This window comes from Nocardioides zeae, from assembly GCF_010686755.1.
GTDB lineage: Bacteria > Actinomycetota > Actinomycetes > Propionibacteriales > Nocardioidaceae > Nocardioides > Nocardioides zeae.
Genome location: NZ_JAAGXA010000013.1, coordinates 40,062 through 60,158 on the forward strand (window position 1 = coordinate 40,062; position 20,097 = coordinate 60,158).

22 protein-coding genes and 1 pseudogene are annotated in these 20,097 nt (G+C 67.7%); 16 read left to right on the forward strand and 7 right to left on the reverse strand.

From position 1 onward, the window contains the following. Positions 1-155: 155 nt before the first annotated feature. The 4 genes and pseudogenes from G3T38_RS16975 to G3T38_RS22355 form a co-directional block, all read left to right on the forward strand. Entirely contained in the window at positions 156-380 is a 225-nt protein-coding gene (locus G3T38_RS16975) for a hypothetical protein (RefSeq protein ID WP_163773508.1), read from the forward strand. Between the two features lie 31 nt (positions 381-411). Then, a complete protein-coding gene (locus G3T38_RS16980) occupies positions 412-651 on the forward strand; it encodes a superinfection immunity protein (RefSeq protein ID WP_163773509.1) in 240 nt (79 codons plus the stop codon). An 85-nt stretch (positions 652-736) separates the two neighbouring features. Next, complete coding sequence (locus tag G3T38_RS16985; RefSeq protein ID WP_163773510.1) at positions 737-883, forward strand: hypothetical protein; 147 nt, start codon at positions 737-739, stop codon at positions 881-883. Positions 884-972: 89 nt separating this feature from the next. Continuing rightward, positions 973-1,113 (forward strand): annotated as a pseudogene (locus tag G3T38_RS22355) (FmdB family zinc ribbon protein); the annotation flags it as partial. Positions 1,114-1,127: 14 nt separating this feature from the next. Here the strand turns inward: G3T38_RS22355 and G3T38_RS21895 are convergent. Both G3T38_RS21895 and G3T38_RS16995 read right to left on the reverse strand, forming a co-directional pair. Next, positions 1,128-1,292 carry a hypothetical protein gene (locus G3T38_RS21895; RefSeq protein ID WP_241729022.1) on the reverse strand — a complete coding sequence of 55 codons (165 nt, stop codon included), beginning with the start codon at positions 1,290-1,292 and terminating at the stop codon, positions 1,128-1,130. A 46-nt stretch (positions 1,293-1,338) separates the two neighbouring features. Then, the gene (locus G3T38_RS16995) at positions 1,339-1,542 is read right to left on the reverse strand and encodes a hypothetical protein (RefSeq protein ID WP_163773512.1); all 204 of its coding nucleotides are present in this window, start codon (positions 1,540-1,542) and stop codon (positions 1,339-1,341) included. Positions 1,543-1,630: 88 nt separating this feature from the next. On the opposite strand from G3T38_RS16995, the gene G3T38_RS17000 reads away from it, so the two are divergent. Both G3T38_RS17000 and G3T38_RS17005 read left to right on the forward strand, forming a co-directional pair. Beyond that, positions 1,631-2,293, forward strand: a complete 663-nt coding sequence (locus G3T38_RS17000; RefSeq protein WP_163773513.1) for an SAF domain-containing protein — start codon at positions 1,631-1,633, stop codon at positions 2,291-2,293. A gap of 51 nt (positions 2,294-2,344) precedes the next feature. After that, entirely contained in the window at positions 2,345-2,731 is a 387-nt protein-coding gene (locus G3T38_RS17005; RefSeq protein ID WP_163773514.1) for an MscL family protein, read from the forward strand. A 55-nt stretch (positions 2,732-2,786) separates the two neighbouring features. Here the strand turns inward: G3T38_RS17005 and G3T38_RS17010 are convergent, their stop codons facing one another. Continuing rightward, complete coding sequence (locus G3T38_RS17010; protein ID WP_163773515.1) at positions 2,787-3,761, reverse strand: GDP-mannose 4,6-dehydratase; 975 nt, start codon at positions 3,759-3,761, stop codon at positions 2,787-2,789. 744 nt (positions 3,762-4,505) lie between these two features. Here G3T38_RS17010 and G3T38_RS17015 point away from each other — a divergent pair. From G3T38_RS17015 to G3T38_RS17040, 6 genes are all read left to right on the forward strand, one after another. Then, the gene (locus tag G3T38_RS17015) at positions 4,506-5,252 is read left to right on the forward strand and encodes a glycosyltransferase (protein WP_163773516.1); all 747 of its coding nucleotides are present in this window, start codon (positions 4,506-4,508) and stop codon (positions 5,250-5,252) included. Between the two features lie 386 nt (positions 5,253-5,638). Beyond that, positions 5,639-6,484, forward strand: coding sequence for a glycosyltransferase (locus G3T38_RS17020; protein ID WP_163773517.1), 846 nt, complete (start codon positions 5,639-5,641; stop codon positions 6,482-6,484). Beyond that, a complete protein-coding gene (locus G3T38_RS17025) occupies positions 6,484-7,680 on the forward strand; it encodes a lipopolysaccharide biosynthesis protein (RefSeq protein WP_163773518.1) in 1,197 nt (398 codons plus the stop codon). Before G3T38_RS17020 ends, G3T38_RS17025 begins: the two co-directional genes overlap by 1 nt. Continuing rightward, a complete protein-coding gene (locus G3T38_RS17030; protein ID WP_163773519.1) occupies positions 7,680-9,308 on the forward strand; it encodes an O-antigen polymerase in 1,629 nt (542 codons plus the stop codon). Before G3T38_RS17025 ends, G3T38_RS17030 begins: the two co-directional genes overlap by 1 nt. A gap of 76 nt (positions 9,309-9,384) precedes the next feature. Beyond that, positions 9,385-10,728, forward strand: coding sequence for a Coenzyme F420 hydrogenase/dehydrogenase, beta subunit C-terminal domain (locus tag G3T38_RS17035; RefSeq protein WP_163773520.1), 1,344 nt, complete (start codon positions 9,385-9,387; stop codon positions 10,726-10,728). Then, positions 10,728-11,822, forward strand: coding sequence for a polysaccharide pyruvyl transferase family protein (locus G3T38_RS17040; RefSeq protein ID WP_163773521.1), 1,095 nt, complete (start codon positions 10,728-10,730; stop codon positions 11,820-11,822). Before G3T38_RS17035 ends, G3T38_RS17040 begins: the two co-directional genes overlap by 1 nt. On the opposite strand, the gene G3T38_RS17045 is transcribed toward G3T38_RS17040, so the two are convergent. After that, the gene (locus tag G3T38_RS17045; RefSeq protein ID WP_163773522.1) at positions 11,759-12,796 is read right to left on the reverse strand and encodes a glycosyltransferase; all 1,038 of its coding nucleotides are present in this window, start codon (positions 12,794-12,796) and stop codon (positions 11,759-11,761) included. The two genes, G3T38_RS17040 and G3T38_RS17045, sit on opposite strands and share 64 nt — an antisense overlap. Positions 12,797-12,976: 180 nt before the next feature. Here G3T38_RS17045 and gmd point away from each other — a divergent pair, with 180 nt between their 5' ends. Genes gmd through G3T38_RS17065 form a run of 4 tightly spaced genes read left to right on the forward strand, consistent with a single transcriptional unit; the run spans position 12,977 to position 17,362 of the window. Further along, complete coding sequence (gmd, locus tag G3T38_RS17050; protein WP_163773523.1) at positions 12,977-14,005, forward strand: GDP-mannose 4,6-dehydratase; 1,029 nt, start codon at positions 12,977-12,979, stop codon at positions 14,003-14,005. Next, a complete protein-coding gene (locus G3T38_RS17055; RefSeq protein ID WP_163773524.1) occupies positions 14,002-14,976 on the forward strand; it encodes an NAD-dependent epimerase/dehydratase family protein in 975 nt (324 codons plus the stop codon). The genes gmd and G3T38_RS17055 overlap by 4 nt, the downstream gene beginning before the upstream one ends. A gap of 20 nt (positions 14,977-14,996) precedes the next feature. Beyond that, on the forward strand, positions 14,997-16,103 hold the full coding sequence (locus G3T38_RS17060) for a glycosyltransferase (protein WP_163773525.1): 1,107 nt from the start codon (positions 14,997-14,999) through the stop codon (positions 16,101-16,103). Further along, complete coding sequence (locus G3T38_RS17065) at positions 16,100-17,362, forward strand: glycosyltransferase (RefSeq protein WP_163773526.1); 1,263 nt, start codon at positions 16,100-16,102, stop codon at positions 17,360-17,362. Before G3T38_RS17060 ends, G3T38_RS17065 begins: the two co-directional genes overlap by 4 nt. Here G3T38_RS17065 and G3T38_RS22800 read toward each other — a convergent pair. From G3T38_RS22800 to cysD, 3 genes are read right to left on the reverse strand one after another with little or no spacing between them, the layout of a single operon-like run. Further along, on the reverse strand, positions 17,308-17,895 hold the full coding sequence (locus G3T38_RS22800) for an LbetaH domain-containing protein (RefSeq protein ID WP_206675911.1): 588 nt from the start codon (positions 17,893-17,895) through the stop codon (positions 17,308-17,310). The genes G3T38_RS17065 and G3T38_RS22800 overlap by 55 nt on opposite strands. A gap of 32 nt (positions 17,896-17,927) precedes the next feature. Then, on the reverse strand, positions 17,928-19,172 hold the full coding sequence (locus tag G3T38_RS17075) for a sulfate adenylyltransferase subunit 1 (RefSeq protein ID WP_163773527.1): 1,245 nt from the start codon (positions 19,170-19,172) through the stop codon (positions 17,928-17,930). Then, a complete protein-coding gene (gene cysD / locus G3T38_RS17080) occupies positions 19,172-20,086 on the reverse strand; it encodes a sulfate adenylyltransferase subunit CysD (RefSeq protein WP_338037732.1) in 915 nt (304 codons plus the stop codon). Before cysD ends, G3T38_RS17075 begins: the two co-directional genes overlap by 1 nt. Positions 20,087-20,097: the final 11 nt, after the last annotated feature.

The following is a 20,097-nucleotide window of genomic DNA, read 5'->3' on the forward strand; positions in this document are numbered from 1 at the left end:
CCCTGTCGAGGTATTCGTTTTCAGTGCTGCCCGGCGCAGGCGTCACGCACTGTTTACACGCGCGATGCAGTCGTACCGCCGGGTAGGACCCACACTCCTCTCAGGGAGAGGGAACGACGGATCTGGGGTCCGTCGTCAGATTCACGGGAGCACACATGCAGGTCGACCTCGCTGCCGAGGGCAGCACGCTCACCATCTCGTCCAACCGGGCCTTCGAGGCCCTGGTCCTCGCGTCGACCCCGTCGGGTGACGGCGCCTTCCTCAACTGCGATGTCCGTCCAGGGACGACCGTCGTGCACCTGCCCATCACGGGCCACGGCCTCGTGCTCGAGGTCGTCGACAGCCGCACCGGCGCGGTCACCGGCACCATCACCGTCTGAGGCTCCACCACCTGTCGGGAAGGATGACGGCATGGACGCCGTCGTGACCGACAAGAAGGGCCGCCCGGCCAGCTCGATCGTCAGCATCGTCGTGGCGGTCCTGACCCTCGGCTACATGGTGCCGTGGATGGTGGCCGCGTTCCGGGGCAAGCAGAACGCCTGGGGCGTCTTCTGGATCAACCTGCTGCTGGGCTGGACGGCCCTGGGCTGGATCGCGGCACTCGTGCTCGCGTGCATGCCGCACCGGGTCGTGGGTTTCCGCAGGTCCTGAACAAGTCCTGAGCGAATGCTCAAGATCTGGACGGACATCGCTCCAGCAGGTTAGAAACGGGCGGCGGGTGGCCATAGTTACCGTTATGGCCATCAACCTGCCGCACGAGCAGCGCTGCTCCTGCGACCACCTCGCCTTCCTGCACGAGGCACGCGCGCCCCACGGGTGCACCGAGGCGTGCGGGTGCACGGGGTTCAGCGAGCTAGCGGAAGCCGACCTGCTGGACTGGTGACCACCGTCTCCGGCGAGCGCCTAGACTTGGCAGTCGAGGCTTGAGAGTGCCAATCTCTCGCTCGACGTCACGTTCTCCGGAGGTCTCACGTGCCCACCTACCAGTACGCCTGCACCGAGTGCGGTCACTCCTTCGAGCAGGTGCAGAAGTTCTCTGACGACGCGCTCACCGAGTGCCCCGAGTGCCACGGCAAGCTCCGCAAGCTCTTCAACGCGGTCGGCGTGGTGTTCAAGGGGTCCGGGTTCTACCGCAACGACAGCCGCGGCACCGACACGTCCTCGAGCAGCGGTGCCTCGTCGAGCTCGAGCACGTCCGGCGGCTCGAGCAGCTCCAGCAGCGACAGCTCGTCGTCGAGCAGCACGACGAAGTCCGACTCGTCGAGCTCCTCGAGCAGCACGTCGAGCAGCACGTCGTCGCCCGCATCCGCCTGAAGGGGGACGCGGGGGCGACGCGCGTCAGCGCATCGCGCGCACGCTGACCACGGCGACCAGCGCCCACACCAGGGCGCGCGGCAGGTCGCTGGCGACGACACCGTGGCCGCCGCCCAGCGCCAGCAGGATCTTGGACTCGGACGAGTGCGCCGCCGTGACGGCGAAGGCCACCCAGGCGGTGGCGCCGACGAGCAGCGCGAGAGCGCAGCAGCGGCGTACCCAGGTCATCCCCCGATCCTAGGGAACCCCCGGGGGCCTGCCACGGCCTGTGGATGAGGCACCGCGCACATCGCGCTCGGCGCCTAGCGTCGTCGCCATGGTCTCGGACTCCTCCACTCCGTCGCGGCCGACGCGGCCGTCGCCCGCCCGGCGGCTCCGCTCGGTCCGTCACGCACTCGTCCGTCGACGTCGGTGGCTGGCCGCCGCCTGCGCCCTCGTCGCCGTCGGCGCGACGGTGGCGGTGCTCCGCCCCGCTCCCCCGGCGAGCACCCCGGTGGTCGTGGCCGCGTCGCCCCTGCCGGCGGGCACGGTGATCGAGGCGGCCGACCTCGTCACGGTCGCCGTTCCCCCGGAGGCTGCTCCCGCGGGCCGCCTGACGGCCGACGAGCTGGTCGGTGCCGTCGTCGCCGCGCCCGTCGACGCGCGGGAGCCCCTCACCACCCGGCGCATCGTGGGGGCGAGCGCGCTCGCGCCGACGGAGGGCGAGGTGACGGTGCCCCTCCGTCTGCCCGACGCCGGCGTCGCAGCCCTCCTGGGCGTCGGTGACGTCGTGGACGTGCTGGCGACGGACGCGGAGAGCGGTACGACGCGCACCGCGGCCCGCGACGTCCGCGTGGTCGCGCTCCCACCCGACGACGGCGACGTCGGCGCTGCGGGTCTCGGAGGCCGCCTCGTGGTGGTGGCTGCTCCTCGGGAGACCGCGGTCACCCTGGCCGGTGCGGCCGTCCACCACTACCTCACCATCGCGTTCACGAACTAGGCTCGTGCGCCGACCGCCCCGGCACCGGGGCCTCGGGACAAGGAGCTGGCGATGACCGGATTCAAGAACTTCCTGCTGCGCGGCAACCTGATCGAGCTCGCCGTCGCCTTCATCATGGGCGGCGCCTTCGCGACGGTGGTGACGGCCACGGTCGCGCTGATCATGGACCTCGTGGGCAAGGTCGGCGGGCAGCCGGACTTCTCGACCTACTCCCCCGGCGGGGTGTCGGTCGGTGCGTGGCTGACGGCCCTCATCGCGTTCGTCATCCTCGCGGCGGTCGTCTACTTCGCGATCGTGATGCCCTACACGAAGGCCAAGGAGCGGTTCTTCCCGGACCCGACCGACGAGCCCGGCACGCCGGAGGACATCGCGCTGCTCACCGAGATCCGCGACCTGCTCGCCGGCCAGGCGCAGACGGGACAGCACAAGCAGCTCTGAGTCTCACTGCACGGCCACACGCCCACCCCCGCGACGGGGGTGGGCGTTCGTGGTCTCAGGGCCGGTTCTCGGCCAGGTCGTGCTCGACCATCATGGTGATGAGCTCCTCGAAGGTGACGCGCGGCTTCCAGCCCAGCACCTCGCGCGCCTTGCTCGCGTCGCCGACGGTCAGACCGGCGTCCGCCGGGCGCATGAACGCCGGGTCCTGCCGCACGTAGCGGCTCCAGTCGTCGATGCCGACGACCCGGAAGGCCGTGTCCAGGAGCTCCCGCAGCGAGTGGGTCTCGCCGGTGGCGATGACGTAGTCGTCCGGCTCGTCCTGCTGCAGCATCAGCCACATCGCCTCGACGTAGTCACCGGCGAAACCCCAGTCGCGTTCGACGTCGAGGTTGCCGAGCACGAGCTCGTCCTGGAGGCCCAGGCTGATGCGGGCGACGGCGCGCGAGATCTTTCGCGTCACGAAGTCGACGGGTCGCCGCGGCGACTCGTGGTTGAAGAGGATCCCCGACGACGCGTGCATGCCGTAGGACTCCCGGTAGTTCACCGTCACGTGGTGCCCGAAGGTCTTCGCGACCCCGTACGGCGAGCGCGGCCACGGCAGCGTCGACTCCCGCTGCGGCACCTCCTGCACCTTCCCGAACATCTCCGAGCTCGATGCCTGGAAGAAGCGGACCCTGCCGACGTGGTCGCCCTCGTAGAGGCGAATCGCCTCGAGGATGTTGACGACGCCCTTGGCATTCACGTCGGTCGTCAGCTGAGCCGTCGCCCACGAGTTGGAGACGTGCGACATCGACGCGAGGTTGTAGACCTCGTCGGGCCGAGCGGCGTACATCGCACGCACCAGGCTGGGAAGGTCGGTGAGGTCACCGGGCACGCGATGCAGGCCGGGCAGCGCCTCGTCGGGCGACGCAGTCGCCCCCACACCGCGCACGAGACCGTGGACCTCGTACCCCTTGGCCAGCAGCCACCGCACGAGGTAGTGGCCGTCCTGGCCGCCCGCGCCCGTCACGAGTGCCCGCCCGTTGGTCATGCGCTGATTGTGACAGCAGCGATGTCACAATCGCCGCAGGTAGCCATCTCGACCCGGCGCAGTGCGCCCCATCACACCCGCCGGGCGGCTCTGATCGCGACAAACCCCAAACGTCGATCGCTGGCTACGACACAATGGCGTGCAGAGCCACGTACCGTCACCAGCGCCGCGATTGGAGGTTCGTTGGGACCGAAGGACGCACCCCGTAGCTGGACGCACCTGATGGATGAGCATGCACCGCAGGGGTTTACTCCGAGCCAGAGTTCAGCGTCACTAGCCCGCGGCCCCCGAAGCGGGCGCCTTCCGCCGAGCCGATCGGCGGCGCCCGAGCAGCCAATGACCACCAGACCAGGACCAGGCGTCTTGGCTGAACGCCGCCGAGAGACCTCCGTGACAACTCAGAAACCGCGCATGGCATGGGTTACCAACATGGCGCCGCCCTACCGTGTGCCCGTATGGAACGCTCTGGCTCAGAGCGTCGACCTTACGGTCCTCCTGCTCGCCGATGAGCACCAGTTCGAGCGGCTTCAGAGAACACGGAACCGCAGCTCGGAGTGGATCAGACCAACCGCCCCAGGATTCGCGGTTGAGAGTCTTCGGACAACGGCCTTCAGCGTTCGGGGCCGCCCAACATACGTCCTGCGGACCTCACCCGCAGAGAAGTACGACTGCGTAGTGCTGGGAGGCTGGGAACAACCCGCGTACTTTCAGCTCAAAAGGTGGGCACGCCGGTCGGGATCAACGTTGATTGGCTTTTACGAGTCGACATCGAAGACGCAACGCTTCAGCCGTGGACCCGTCGCCCGCGCCCGTTCCGAGTACTTCGCAGATCTGGACTGTGTCGTCGCCCCGGGCACCGGCCCCGCTCAGGCATTGCTGCACGCCGGAGTCACTCAAGATCGAATCCGGCAGGGTTTTAATCCGGTCGATGTCGACAAGTTTCGCCGCACAACAACGACATTTCGAGCGCCAAGTGCGGCGCACAACTTTATCTACGTCGGCCAGTTGATCGAGCGCAAGAATGTCATCAACCTGGTCCAAGCGTTTGGATCGGCGACTTTTCGCGACGACAACCTGACCATTGTCGGCAAGGGGCACCTCGAACAGGCACTTCTGGCCGAGGTTGCGCGACTCGGCGTCGCAGATCGCGTGAGACTGATCGGCTCGGTGCCGAACGACAGACTGCCGTCAGTGATGTGGGAACACGACACACTCGTTCTGCCGTCAATAGAGGAAGTATGGGGACTCGTCGTGAACGAAGCCTTGGCAGCCGGGCTTCACGCGGTCGTAAGCACCCGCGCGGGGATCTTGGAAGACATCAGCCACATGGGTGGCGTCATCCCGACCGACGTCACAGTCGAGCAGATAGCGAAGTCGATGGCGAAGTCGAAGACGCAGTGGCGCGGCCCAGTGCCCGAACCAGAGATCCTGAGACACACGCCCGAAGCCCTCGCGGACCTCATCGTCGACGCCGTTCGGAGCACAGCATGAGCAAGGTCGGCAAGTGGATAGTAGTGAACCCTGGGAACCACCCGGCGCCGAAGTGGGCAGCATCGGGGCTGTCCGCGGCTAGACGGTTGCACACGTATTGGACTGCCGCACAATTCAGATCGGTGCCCTCGCCCGCCCAATCGGCGATGGCGAACAGAATGCTGCCGAAGCAACTTGAGAACGACCTCATACGGAGACGCGGACTGCCCCAAGACTTGGGGGCCGCGGTGGCCCTCGCATGCGGGGCAGCTCCGATCCGACGGGCCCTTGTCCAACGTCGTGACTTTTCTATAGGGCGCGCCGTCGCCCGCCAGTTACGCACAAATCCCGACGGCGTTTCCGGAGTTCTCATCCCTACCGGAACAGCGTGCGACCTTGACCAGGTCGTGCGCGAGCACGGACTGATCCTTGCGCATTACACACCCCTCCCAAAAGCCTCCACCGTCCAAACGATTTTGAAAGCCGAGCGGGAAAGCAACGCCAGGTGGGCCAGACACCTTGGCGTAGGCTTCACCCCGGACGAGAGGACCGACTCCTCGGAAACTGCCGGAGTTCCTGACTGCATCATCGCAAACAGCGCCTTTACAGCACGCTCTTTCAGCGGCAGCAGTGCTCAGGTAATCAACGTTCCATTGGCGGCTAATTACGCCGAGCGTTTCAACCTGCCGACATCGACCGAGCGTCGTCGCCCCGGCGAGAAGTTGCGGGTCGCGTTCTCTGGACAGATTAATCAGCGCAAAGGAATCTCTTACCTAACTGAGGCAATATACGGGACTCTCCAGGACAAGGTCTCGCTGCACCTTTTTGGCAACGATGCGACCGGGTTTGTACCCGAGCTCCGAAGGGCGTACCCGGGCGTGCAGATCGAGCACACCGAGAAGACCGACCAGGAAAGCCTTTGGGGCCACCTATCCGCCATGCATGCGTTCGCATTTCCGACGCTGGTCGACGGCTTCGGCAATTCCTTGGCGGAGGCTGCGGCCATTGGACTTCCGTCGATCGTTACGGACAACTGCGGCGCACGCGACATCGGACTCGTGCCCGAAGCCGCTGTGGTGGTTCCACCCGCGTCAGTCAGCGCAATCGTGGATGCTATCGAGATCCTCTTGGACGAGGCGACCCGGCAAGACATGGGTGCATCTGCGAGACGCATCGCACGGCAGACACGAACCTGGGAGCAGTATGGCTCCGAGGTGACTGAACTGCTAAGCGAGTTGGCAGACCGAAGTTGATGAGGCTGTCGCGCTTCCAGCGCACCTTCGCACTCATCACCGGAGGCAAGATCGCGGGCGCTCTCCTGCAGGCCGCATCTCTGGCGCTCCTTGCCTCCTTCATGGACGTCGCAGAGTTCGGCCGGTTCTTTGTCGTCGTGTCCATCACCTATTTGGCCATGACACCGTTTGAGTTCGGATTCGGCACCCTGGCGCTGCGAATCAAACGCGAAGACGATCCCGGCGGCACGCTCGCGGCAGTGCTCGCATTGCGGTGCACCACCACCGCCTTGACCATCGGGCTCACTTTCGTCGGATGCGTTTTGTCGTTCGAGAACATGAGTCCCAGCTTGATCCTGGCTGCGACCATCTGGGCGACCTCTGAAGCCGTGGGAAATCTGAGCCAAAACCTGTACGTTGGCTTGCTTCGAGAGAACGTGGCTATTGCTTTTCTTCTCGCACGCAGAGCAGTCTTGGTGGCGGCACTGCTGTTAGGGCAAGCGCAAAGAGTGTCCTCACCCACCGAGCTTATTCTCTTTGCGTGCGGGCTTTCCCTTGTCGCCGGACCCGCTCTCCTGAGCATCCATGCCTCTCTGCCGATGCAGTCCCCCATCAAGCTCTTGTCGAGTCGACGCCGGTTCTGGCTGACTGGCCTTGGCGATAATCTCCGCCAGCTCGATACGGTCATTGTCATGCTGCTGGCTGGCCCCGTCGTCACGGGGTACTTCGCAGCCGCGAGCCGTCTGGTCGCACCCTTGGGAATCCTGACCAGTTCACTCATGCAGTCCATGATCCCGGAGATGGTCAGACGCGGAAAGGAAGACACTTCACAGTTTCTGCGTTCAGCCTTGAGATACATGACACTAGTAGCCGCTGTTCTGGCGCTTGCGTCTTCCGCGTCTCCAATACTTATGACCGTCGTCTACGGAAGCGAGTTCGGCCCATCCTGGCCCATTGCCGCGGCGATCATCTTCGGCGCTGGACTCACGGCGATGAATCAGACCATCCTGGCCTGGGAGGTAGACCAAGGTCTCTCCGGAGCTGTCACCGTCATTATCCTTTTGTCGACGTTTCTCTACTTGACATGCATCAGCGCAGCAAGTTTCGCGTCCACGACATACGCATTGGCAGTCGGCATACTCGTCAGCGGGATGGCGTATCATCTGGCCCTGCGATTCAGATTCGTCAAACACTTTCCGAAGGCGGAGGCGACGTGATGCGGCGAACGCAGGGCCTACCTGCAGCTTGGGCGGCGTTGTTTCTGGCAGCGTCGGCCCTCAGCGCTGCGGCACTGTTCGTCGTCGAGACGCTGCCGCGATTGAGCGACGGCGAGGTCGGCGTCTTGACTGCCATCGTGTTCGTCGTGATCTCAGTTCTTTTTGTGGCATTCACCTCCGCGAAGCCTATTAGGCCGCTGTCACTGTTCACCCTGATTGCCGTGGGCCAAACGGTTCTCTTTGTGGCGCGGCCAGCCTATTCTCTTCGCTTCCAAGGTGGGCGGAACCTGTTCACCGGCACGGAGTACGACGGAAGTTTCGTCACCGCCCAACTAACGGCAGGAGTTGCATTTCTTGCTTTTTCCGTTGCGTACGGGCTGAGTTCTCGCGTGGAGGTGCGTGGGCCCTCTCGAGCTATATTGCCGATTCCGGAGGCGGGGTGGAGGAGGGTGCGCCCGCTCGTAGTGGTTGTAGCGCTGGTCGGGACTGGACTCTACTCCCTGCACATCGCGTCCATCGGCCTCGGCAACTACTTGGCCGTCTCGACCGCAGGGCGCGATCGCGAGCTCCAAGCCGAGGTGGGGACCTCATCTGGTTACTTCTACTCGGGCCTGATGATCGCCACAGGGGCGATCGTCCTGCTCTTCATCCAAGCAGCTGCGAGCGGCGAAAGGCGCCGGGCCGTGAGGGCCGCCTTCTTCCTTGCAGCGTTAGCGCTCCCCAGCCTGCTTTCCGGAACGCGCTCTCAGTTCCTCCCGATCATCTTGGCGCTGGCCATCGTCTGGATCTACCTGACCCCACGGCGTAACACGTGGAGACGGTTTGCGTTGTTCGCGCCAATACTGCTGGTGGTGGGATTCGTAGCTCCCCGCATTTGGCGAAACTCGACCGATGACAGCGTGGGATGGGTTTCGGCTCTGGGTGCCGCATTCAGCCCGAAAGAGATCTTCGAGACTTCACTCGGCTCCCTGGACACAGCAATGGTTGATGCTTTCTCATTGCAAGTGGCGCGACAAAGCAGCGGCGCGTTGGAGCAGACGTACGGATCGTCCTACTTGGGCCTGCTGGCAGCGCCCATCCCACGGGCCATCTGGCCCTCAAAACCACTGCCGACCGACCAGCTTCTCAACGCGGACGTTTTCCCGGCGACAGCAGAGCGCGGCATCGGTTTCTCGTTTTCCATGTACAGTGAGCCCTATTTGAACTTCGGCTGGCTCGGTACCATTGGGGTGTTTCTGATCTTTGGCTTTTTCTTGGGCCGCTTGAGCTCACGGCTCGAAACCAGCCGTACTGTCCCGTGGCTATTTGTCTACGCCTTGACCAGCGGATTCACGTTCGCCTTGGTGCGGGGCACCTTTACTTACAACTTCCAACGGCTCCTCATCCCGCTCGTTCCTGCTCTGCTCGCGCTCCTGTTCTCGGTCGGGCTAAAACCAGCCCACGCTAGGGGCCGACCTCCCCGGCCAACCAGTTCGGGCAACCTAGGTGCATCCCCGTCGCGTGATCGGCGACTTGCAACCTCCCCGTTGATCGAGGCGGCCCCGGAGCATCCACGGGGCCCCGGTGAGGACCGGCGGACCGGTGATTCAGATGACCTGAGTGTGAAAGGACTGCGAGCCAATGAGTGATGCATCGTTCTCGCAAGTTGTCGACTCCGGCTGCTGCGTCGGCTGTGGCGCATGTGAGGTCGCCACCGGCGGCTCGGTGACCGTTCGTCTGGGGCCGACCCGGACCTACCAGGCCGACCCCGACGTATCGCTCGCCGATAGCGCCACCGCGTCGAGCGTGTGCCCCTTCGCGGACGAGACGGTCGACGAGACCGCCCTCGGCGCCCGCCTCTACCCGGAGCTGCCGGAGGACCCGCGCACGGGGCGCTACCTCGCCGGCTACGCCGGCCGGAACCCGGATGCCGCCCTCGTCCCCGACAGCAGTTCCGGTGGCCTCACGTCGTACCTGCTGCGCAGCCTGCTCGAGCGCGGCGACGTGGACGGGATCATCCACGTCGGCGAGACGGGCGCGGCGGGCGGGAGCGGGGAGCCGATCTTCGCCTACGTGGTCTCGAACGACGTCGATCAGCTCATGGCCCGTCGCAAGAGCCAGTACTACCCGGTGAGCATGAACGAGGTCCTCCGCGAGGTTCGTGGCGACGGCCGGCACTACGCGTTCGTCGGGATCCCCTGCGTGGTCACGGCAGTGCGCCACCTGATGGCGCAGGACCCGGTGCTCCAGGAGCAGCTGCGCTTCGTCGTTGGCATCGTGTGCGGACACCTCAAGTCGATCGCCTACGCGGAGTCGTTCGCCTGGCAGCTGGGCATCGCGCCCGACGCGCTGGAGAAGGTGGACTTCCGCGTGAAGGACCCGGAGCGCACGTCGCGCGAGTACGGGTTCGCCGCGGTCGACGCCACCGGGCACCGCGAGGAGCGCAAGACGCTCTCCCTCGTCGGCGGGAGCTGGGGCCACGCGGTCTTCCAGCTCGGTGCCTGCGACTTCTGCGACGACATCTTCGCCGAGTCGGCCGACGTCGTGTTCGGCGACGCGTGGCTGTCGAAGTACGAGATCGACTGGCGCGGCACGAACGTCGTGCTCACTCGCGACCGCTACCTCGACTCGATCCTCACCGAGGCCCGCACGTCGGGGGCGATCGAGCTCGACGACCTGACCATGGACAAGGTGGCCGAGACGCAGGGCGGCAACTTCCGCCACCGGCGCGACGGGCTGGCGGTCCGCCTCGCGGACGACCGGGCCGCGGGCCGGTGGACACCGCGCAAGCGTGTGCAGCCCGACACCGAGCACCTCCCCGCCGACCGCGTGGATCTCATCCGTGATCGTCGTGAGATCACGCGCGAGAGCCACGTCGCTTTCGAGAGCGCCCGGCGCGCCGGAGATCTCGGGGTCTACCTCGACCGCATGCGACCGCTCATCGAGCGCTACCAGTCACGCACCTCCATGCCGTTCCGCACGCGCCTCCGCAACAAGCTTCGCCGCGAGACCTACCGAGTCCTGTCCAAGCTCCGCACCGCACGCTCCAACCGAAAGGCCTCGTCCTGATGGGCAACCCGCCTGAGCTCTTCATCGTGTCGACCGGCGTCAGCGGCAACCTGGGTGACGCCGTGATCCGGCGACGTGTGCTGCGCTGGTTCGAGACCGGGAGCACCCGTCACGTGTACGTCGGGCGCACCACCCCGGGCTGGGTCGAGCAGCTGGAGCTGCCGACCACGGACGTGGTGTACGGCGCAGGTGAACGCCGCGCCTGGCTCAAGAAGCTGCTGTTCGGACGTGGTCGCCGTGTCCTCGTCTTCGACCCGGGCGAGGTTCCCCTGGGACGGGAGCACCTGAAGTCCGAGCTCGTCTTCCTTCTCATCGGCATCGTGCTGCGGCTGCGGGGAGCGTCGGTCGTGCGCCCACCGCGAGCGGTGGCCCATGTCGACCGTCCCACGGCGTGGCTGCACCAGATGGGCTGCCTGCTCTCGCAGACCGTGATGTGGCGCGATGCCGACTCCCACCGCACGATGCGGTGCGGCGACCTGACGCCCGACACGGCCTTCGGTGAACCGCGGCGAGCGCAGGCCGACGAGCCGCACCGCGTGGCGATCTCGCTGCGGGGGGCCCGACCACTCCCGCCCGACGCCTGGTTCGATGCGGTGGCCGAGTTCGCGCGCGCCTCGGGCCTCCTCATCACGCTCTCCACCCAGGTCGACGAGGACCGGGATCGGTCAGCGGAGCTGGCGGCGCGGTTCCGTGCCCTCGGCGCGACCGTCGATCACGTGGAGTGGACGGACGCGTCCGATCTCGAGCACGAGCGTCGCCTGCGTGACCTGTACACGGAGTGCAAGGTCGTCATCAGCGACCGGCTCCACGTGCTCCTCATCGCCGCCAAGTGCGGGGCCATCCCGACGGAGGTCGTGCCCGGCCCGAAGTCGAAGTGCCGCACGCACTTCGCGACGGCGGGCATCCACGACATCTCGCTCGACGTCGCGGGCCTGCCCGCGGAGGAGATCGTCGCCTTCCTCGGGGCCGCAGCCGCGCGCGGGCCGGAGATCACGGCGCTCGTGGACGCTGCCGAGGCGCGCCTCAACGCCTACGTGGAAGGGTCGCGGCGACGGGCGCTGCGCTCGCCGGCAGCCGCGTCGAGCGTGGCGTAGCGCCGCACGCGGTAGCGCCGGTAGAGCGCCGCGTAGGGCGCCGAGCCGAGCTTCACACCGACCGCACGCGCGGCGGCTCCGCGGTGACCCCCGCGGAACGCGCGGACGATGGACCGCCGGGAGATGAGCGATCGCGCGTAGGCACGCATCGCCCGGACCTCGGAAACGTCCAGCACGCCCTCGCGCCGCACGCTCTCGTGGAACAGGGGCAGGGCGACCTGGTTCGTCGCGAACAGCTCCAATGAGGCGTCCGCGACCCGCCCCTCACCCACCTCACGGGCGAGGTCCAGGCAGTCGGGGAGGTCGCGCCACCGGTAGCCCCTGCTGTTGAGGATCGAACCCGGGCGAATGATGTAGGTGTACACCTCCTGTGCTTCGAAGGCGACGGTGGCGCTCCGGCCCAGCACACCCAGGAGCCCTCCGAGGTCGGAGTGGGCCCGCGTGGGAGGGAACGGCGCAACTCCGAGCACGCTGCGCCGCACCAGCTTGTTCCACAGGTGTCCCTGGAGGGACCCGACGAGGAGGCGCTCCATCGCCTCGACTCCCGTCGCGGTCCCCGCCCGAGCGGCATCGGTGATCTCCCCGAGGTCCTCGCCCGCGACGCCGACCTTGCGCGCGTTCGCGACCACCAGGTCGGCGTCCGTATGCCGCGCTGCTGCCAGCAGGGTCGACACGATGTCGGGGGACCATCGGTCGTCGGCGTCGGTGAACCAGAGGTAGTCGCCGCGGGCCTCGCTCACCGCGAGGTTGCGAGCGGCTGCGACGCCCTGTCCGCTCCCCCGGAGAACGCGGAGGTCGAGTGCGGTTCCCTCGGCCCAGGAACGCAGGACCTCGGAGCTGCCGTCGGTCGATCCGTCGTCCACCACGAGGACCTCGATGGTGCTCGCACCGGTCAGGCCTTCGCACTGCTCACGAAGGCCGGCCAGGTGCGCCACGGCGTTCTTGACGGGAACGATGACCGACACCTCGGGCACGTGGCCCCCTTCTAGCTGGGTGGGCGTCCCGCGTGGCCGGGACGCCGGGAGCGTATCCATCCCCGGGCCCGAGGGACAGGTGAGACGGCCCTCACCACCGGGGTTCTCGGAACACCCGTTCTGGGGCACCCACTTTGTGAGAGGGTCACGCCAAGTCCGCGTCAGGCACCAGGAGATCGAATGAAGCGCGCCCTCATCACCGGCATCACCGGACAGGACGGCTCCTACCTCGCGGAGCTCCTGCTCGCCAAGGGGTACGAGGTCCACGGCCTGATCCGCCGGGCATCCACCTTCAACACCTCGCGGATCGACCACCTGTACGTCGACCCCCACGACCCCGAGGCGAAGCTCTTCCTCCACTACGGCGACCTGAGCGACGGCGCACGCCTCGTGACGCTGATGTCGGAGATCAACCCGGACGAGGTCTACAACCTCGCGGCCCAGTCGCACGTCCGCGTGTCCTTCGACGAGCCCGAGCACACGGCCGACACCACGGGCACCGGCTCGATCCGGCTCCTCGAGGCGGTCCGGCTCTCCGGCGTGGACACGAAGTTCTACCAGGCGTCGTCCTCGGAGCTGTACGGGGCGACCCCGCCTCCGCAGGACGAGAACACGCCGTTCTACCCGCGTTCGCCGTACGCCGCGGCGAAGCTTTACAGCTACTGGATCACCAAGAACTACCGCGAGGCCTACGACATGTTCGCGGTCAACGGGATCCTGTTCAACCACGAGTCGCCCCGTCGCGGCGAGACCTTCGTGACCCGCAAGATCACGCGCGCGGTCGCCGCCATCGCTGCCGGCAAGCAGGACTACGTCTACATGGGCAACCTCGACTCGGTGCGTGACTGGGGTTATGCAGCGGAGTACGTCGAGGGCATGTGGCGGATGCTGCAGGTCGACGAGCCCGAGGACTTCGTGCTCGCCACGGGTCTCGGCATCACGGTGCGTGAGTTCCTGGAGATCAGCTTCGAGCGGGCCGGTCTGGACTGGGAGAAGCACGTCAAGTTCGACGAGCGCTACCTGCGGCCGACGGAGGTCGACGCCCTCATCGGCGACCCGTCGAAGGCGAAGGAGAAGCTCGGCTGGACGCCCACCGTCGACGGCCGCGAGCTGGCCAAGCTCATGGTGGATGCCGACATCGAGGCACTCAAGCACGCCGGCAGCAGCTGGATCGACGACGTCAAGCTGGCGTCGTGGGGCACCGCGTGAGCGACGGCGTCGAGTTCGCCCCGCGTCCCCTCGACCGGGACGCGCCGTTCTACGTCGCCGGGCACCGTGGGCTCGTGGGCGGCGCCCTCTGGCGCACGCTGGACGGCAACGGGTTCACCAACCTCGTCGGGCGCACGTCGTCAGAGCTGGACCTGACCGACCGCGGTGCGGTGTTCGACTTCTTCGCGACCGAGAAGCCGACGTACGTCGCGCTGGCGGCCGCCAAGGTGGGCGGCATCCTGGCCAACAGCACCTACCCCGTCGAGTTCCTCTCGGTGAACCTGCAGATCCAGACGAACGTCATGGACGCGGCACTGGAGCACGGCGTCGACCGGCTCCTGTTCCTCGGCTCGTCGTGCATCTACCCGAAGCTGGCACCCCAGCCGCTCAAGGAGGAGTACCTCCTCACCGGACCGCTGGAGCCGACCAACGATGCGTACGCGATCGCCAAGATCGCCGGCATCCTTGCAGTCCAGGCCGCTCGCCGTCAGTACGGCAAGCCCTGGATCTCAGCGATGCCGACGAACCTCTACGGCCCCGGGGACAACTTCTCGCCGACGGGCTCGCACGTCCTCCCGGCCCTCATCCGGCGCTACGACGAGGCGGCTCGGACCGGCGCGGACGTCGTCGAGAACTGGGGCACGGGTTCGCCGCGGCGCGAGTTCCTCCACGTCGACGACATGGCCGAGGCCTGCCTCTTCCTGCTGGAGAACTACGACGGCCCGTCCCAGGTGAACGTCGGCACCGGCAGCGACGTGACCATTAAGGAGATCGCCGAGACCATCGCCGAGGTGGTGGGCTACGAGGGCGAGGTGCGCTGGGACACGAGCAAGCCGGACGGGACGCCCCAGAAGCTGATGGACGTCTCGCTCATCAACGACGCCGGTTGGACCGCTCGCGTCGGTCTGCGCGAGGGGCTCGAGTCGACCGTCGAGTGGTACCGCTCCCACCAGGGCGAGCTCCGCGGGTGACGGTCACGGGCTGCTGACCGATGCGCATCCTCCAGGTCCTCACCTACATCAGTGCCGACGGTGCGTACGGCGGACCTGTGGCGGTCGCACGCGCCCAGTGCGCTGAGCTGGCCGCTCGTGGGCACGAGGTCCAGCTGGTGACGGCCTGGGACGAGCAGGCGGATCCCACGGTGCCCGGTGTGCGGGTGAGGCCCCACCGTGCCGCCCGGCTGCCCGGACTGGGCTTCGCCGGGCTCACGTCACCAGGGGCCTGGGCCGACGTGCGCCGCCTCGCTCGCGACGCGGACGTCGTGCACCTGCACTACGCCCGCGACTTCGTCCAGATGCCAAGCGCGGCGTCGATCCCCCGCCGCACCCCGACGGTCCTGCAGGTCCACGGGATGGTCCGACCCGACGCTCGCGCCACGGCCCGGCTCCTCGACGCGCTGTTCGTCCGGCCGGCCTACCGGCGTGCCTCCGCGCACCTCTGCCTGACGGACGACGAGGAAGCAGCACTGAGCGACCTGGGACCCGTCGGTGGCATCGTGGCCCGCATCCGCAACGGAGTTCCGCTCACCGCCACCGCGGCGACCTGGTCGTCCCGTCCCCGCATCGTGTTCCTTGCCCGCCTGCACGAGCGCAAGCGTCCGCTGGCGTTCGTGGAGATGGCCGCTCGCATGATCGCGGACGGGTCCCCGGCACGGTTCGACCTCTACGGCCCCGACGAGGGCGAGGGCTCTCGGGTGCGTGAGCTCATCGCGTCGTCGGGTCTGGAGGAGCGCGTCGCCTACCACGGCGCCGTCGACCCGCGGGAGGTCGCGACCATCCTGGCGTCGGCACAGGCGTACGTCCTGCCCAGCGTCCGCGAGGTGTTCCCGATGGCGCTCCTCGAAGCCATGGCCGCAGGGGTTCCCAGCATCCTCACCGACGACTGCGGCCTCAGCGACGAGCTGCGGTCCCGGGGCACCGCCGCCGTGACCGATGGCAGCCCGGCGCAGCTCGCGGACGCCGCTGCCCGGCTGACGAACGACGAGGCCACCTGGACCGAGGCCTCACTCCGATCGCGCGCCGACGTCGCCGCGCACTTCTCCCCCGCATCCGTGGTCGACCGGCTCGAGCGGATCTACCAGGAAGTGGTGCGACCGTGAAGCTCCGCAACGACCGCTCCCCCGCTCCGCGTGCTCGTCAGCGGATCCTCCTCGTCGGCCTCAACTACGCGCCGGAGACGACAGGAATCGCGCCGTACACGGCCGGTATCGCCCGCGCGCTCGCCGAGGACCACGACGTGCAGGTGCTCACCGCGCACCCGCACTACCCGCAGTGGCGGGTCCACGACGGCTACGGCGGATGGCGTGCGGACGTCCGCGACGCCGACGTGCACGTGAGCCGGCTCCGTCACTACGTGCCCGCCGAACCGGCCGGAACCTCGCGCATCGTCTCGGAGCTGAGCTTCGCTGCGCGGGCGTACGCCGCGCGCGTGCAGCGCCCGGACCTCGTGATCGCGGTGACGCCGGCGCTGCTCTCGGCGTCGGCCGCCGTGCGGATGGCCAAGCGCTGGGGCGTCCCGTGCGGCATCCAGGTGCAGGACATCTACAGCCTCGCCGTCGAGTCCATCGGCGGCCTCGGCGGACGACTGGCCACCCGGGTGCGTCAGCTCGAGGCGTGGACCCTCCGGCAGGCCGACGGCGTCGCGACCATCCACGACCGCATGGCCGTCGCCGTCAGCGCCCTGTCGGGCATCCCCGTCGACGACGTCACGGTGGTGCGCAACTGGACGCACGTGTCGGCGCCCACGGTCGCGCGGGAGGAGATGCGCCGTCGGCTCGGGTGGCGCCCTGACCAGACCGTGCTGCTCCACGCCGGCAACATGGGGGCGAAGCAGGGCCTCGAGAACGTGGTGGCCGCCGGACGTGCTGCGAGCTCGCGGCCGGAGGACGTCCGCGTCATCCTCATGGGAGACGGCAGCGAGCGACAGCGGCTCGGTGAGCTGGCGTCAGGTGCGGAACGGGTCGAGTTCATGGCCCCGGTCGGCAACGACGACTTCACCAACGTGCTGGCAGCGGCCGACGTGCTCTGCCTCAACGAGCGCCCGGGGCTCAAGGAGATGTGCGCGCCCTCCAAGCTCACGTCGTACTTCGCGACGGGTGTGCCCGTCGTCGCCGCGACCGAAGCGGAGAGCGCTGCCGCTCACGATGTTCGGGCCAGCGGCGCCGGCCTCGTGGTGACGCCCGGAGACCCGCAAGCGCTCCTCGACGGGGTCAGTGCGCTTGTGGGCGACGCGGGGCGTGAGCGGGGTTCCCGCGGCCCGGTCTTCGCCGCGGAGACGTTGAGCCAGTCCGCCGCCGTCGCCGCCTATCGCTCCTGGGCAGCGGACCTCGTGGCCGGGAAGCGCTCTCCCAGCACCTGAGGGGCCCCGCTGCCCACGATGGTGTTGGGCGGCACGTCCGACTGCACGGTGGTCCCGGGGCCGACCAGCGCAGAACGTCCGATCGTGACACCTCCGGTGACCACGCACCGCGCCGTCACCCAGGCACCGGCCTCGATGACCACCGGCCTCGTGATCAGGGCCATGTCGCGTCGGTGCGCGTGGGAACCAGTGGTGATGAAGGTGCCCTGGCTGACCACCGCGTCGTGGCCGATCGTCAGCTCGTCCTGGTTGTGGAGCCACACGTCCTCGCCGACCCACGAACGGTCGCCGATCGTCAGCTTCCACGGGAACTTCACGCGCAGTCCGGGGCGCAGGATCACGCCGTCACCGATGGTCGCTCCGAACTTCCGCAGGACCGCGACCCGCAGTCGCGAGCTGATCTGGAACGCGTTGGTGACGAAGACCTGCTCCACCAGCCCCCAGAGCAGCACCATCCAGGCGGGACGTCCCCAGGCGGCGCGGGCTCCGGGAGCGCGGGAGAGATCGATGACCGGCGGCAGGTCCTCAGGCACGGTCACAGCCTCCCACGCCGACGCTCCACGGGTCAGTCGTTCACCATGCCCGCGCCGACCGTCACACCCGTCGCCTCGTCGATGAGGATGAAGGCGCCGGTCGTGCGGTTGCGCGAGTAGGGGTCGAGCAGCAGCGGCTGCTGCGTGCGCAGGCGCACGCGGCCGATCTCGTTGACGCCGAGCTCCCCCGTCTCGAGGTCGCGGTGGAGCGTGTTGACGTCGAGGCGGTAGTCGAGCTCCTTGACGAGGGCCTTGACCGTGCGCGTCGTGTGCTTGACGAGCAGCTTCTGACGCGGGCGCAGCGGCGTCGTGCTCATCCACGCCACCATCGCGTCGACGTCCTGCGTCACGGCCGGCTGGTTGTTGGGCCGCGCGATGAGGTCGCCGCGGGAGACGTCGACGTCCTCGTTGAGTCGGATCGTCACCGACATCGGCGGGTAGGCCTCGGTGACCTCGCGGTCGAAGAGGTCGATGCCCGCGATCGTCGCCGGCATGCCGGAGGGCAGCACGACGACGTCGTCGCCGGGCTTGAAGACACCGCCGGCGACCTGACCCGCGTAACCCCGGTAGTCGTGGTGCTCGTCCGACTTGGGACGCACGACGTACTGCACCGGGAACCGCGCGTCGCGCAGGTCGCGGTCGGAGGCCACGTGGACGTTCTCGAGGTGGTGGAGGAGCGAGGACCCGTCGTACCAGGGCATGTTGGCCGACCGCGTGACCACGTTGTCGCCCTTGAGCGCAGAGATCGGGATGATCGTCAGGTCGGGGATCGTGAGCTTCGTGGCGAAGGCGCTGAACTCGCGCTTGATCTCCTCGAACCGCTCGGCCGAGTAGTCCACGAGGTCCATCTTGTTGACGGCCAGCACGAGGTGCGGCACGCGGAGCAGAGAGAGCAGCACCGCGTGTCGGCGGGACTGCTCCGTGAGCCCGTGGCGGGCGTCGACGAGCACGAGGCCGAGGTCGGCGGTGGAGGCGCCGGTGACCATGTTCCGCGTGTACTGCACGTGGCCCGGCGTGTCCGCGATGATGAACTTCCGCGTCGGGGTCGCGAAGTAGCGGTAGGCCACGTCGATCGTGATGCCCTGCTCCCGCTCGGAGCGGAGGCCGTCGGTGAGCAGCGCGAGGTCGGTGTAGTCGTAGCCCTTGGAGGCGCTGGTGGCCTCGACGGCAGCGAGCTGGTCCTCGAAGATCGCCTTCGAGTCGAGCAGCAGCCGACCGATGAGGGTCGACTTGCCGTCGTCGACGGATCCAGCGGTAGCGAAACGGAGCAGGTCCATCAGAAGTAGCCCTCCTTCTTGCGGTCCTCCATGGCAGCCTCGGAGAACCGGTCGTCGCCACGGGTCGCGCCGCGCTCGGTGAGGCGGGCGACGGCGATCTCGTCGATGATCTCGGCCGTCGTCGCGGCGGTCGACTCGACGCAGCCGGTGAGGGTCAGGTCGCCCACGGTGCGGAACCGGACGGTGCGCTCCTCGGCGACCTCGCCGGCCCGCAGCGGGTTGTGCTCGCTCTCGCTCAGCAGCATGCCGTCCCGCTCGAAGACGCGGCGCTGGTGGGAGAAGTAGATCGACGGGATCGAGATCTGCTCCCGGTCGAGGTAGTGCCAGATGTCGAGCTCGGTCCAGTTGCTCAGCGGGAAGATCCGCATGTGCTCGCCCTCATGGATGCGCCCGTTGTAGAGGCTCCAGAGCTCGGGGCGCTGGTTCTTCGGGTCCCACTGGCCGAACTCGTCGCGGTGGGAGTAGACCCGCTCCTTCGCGCGCGCCTTCTCCTCGTCGCGACGACCGCCGCCGAAGGCCGCCGTGAAGCCCTCCTCCTCGATGGCGTTGAGGAGGGTGCCGATCTGCATCCGGTTGCGCGTCGTGCGCCCGTCGTCGACGACGACGCCGTTGGCGATCGCCTCCTCCACGGACGCCACCACCAGGCGGAGACCGAGGCGGGCCACCCACTCGTCGCGGCACGCGAGCACCTCGGGGAAGTCGTAGCCCGTGTCGACCTGCAGCACGGGGAACGGGATCTTCGCCGGGTAGAACGCCTTCTCGGCGAGGCGCAGCATGACGATCGAGTCCTTGCCGCCCGAGAACATCAGGACGGGCTTCTCGAACTCGGCGGCGACTTCGCGGAAGATGTGGATCGACTCGGCCTCGAGCTGGTCGAGCTGGCTCAGGCGGTAGTCGGGGTGGGTCACGGACACCGGTTCAGAGT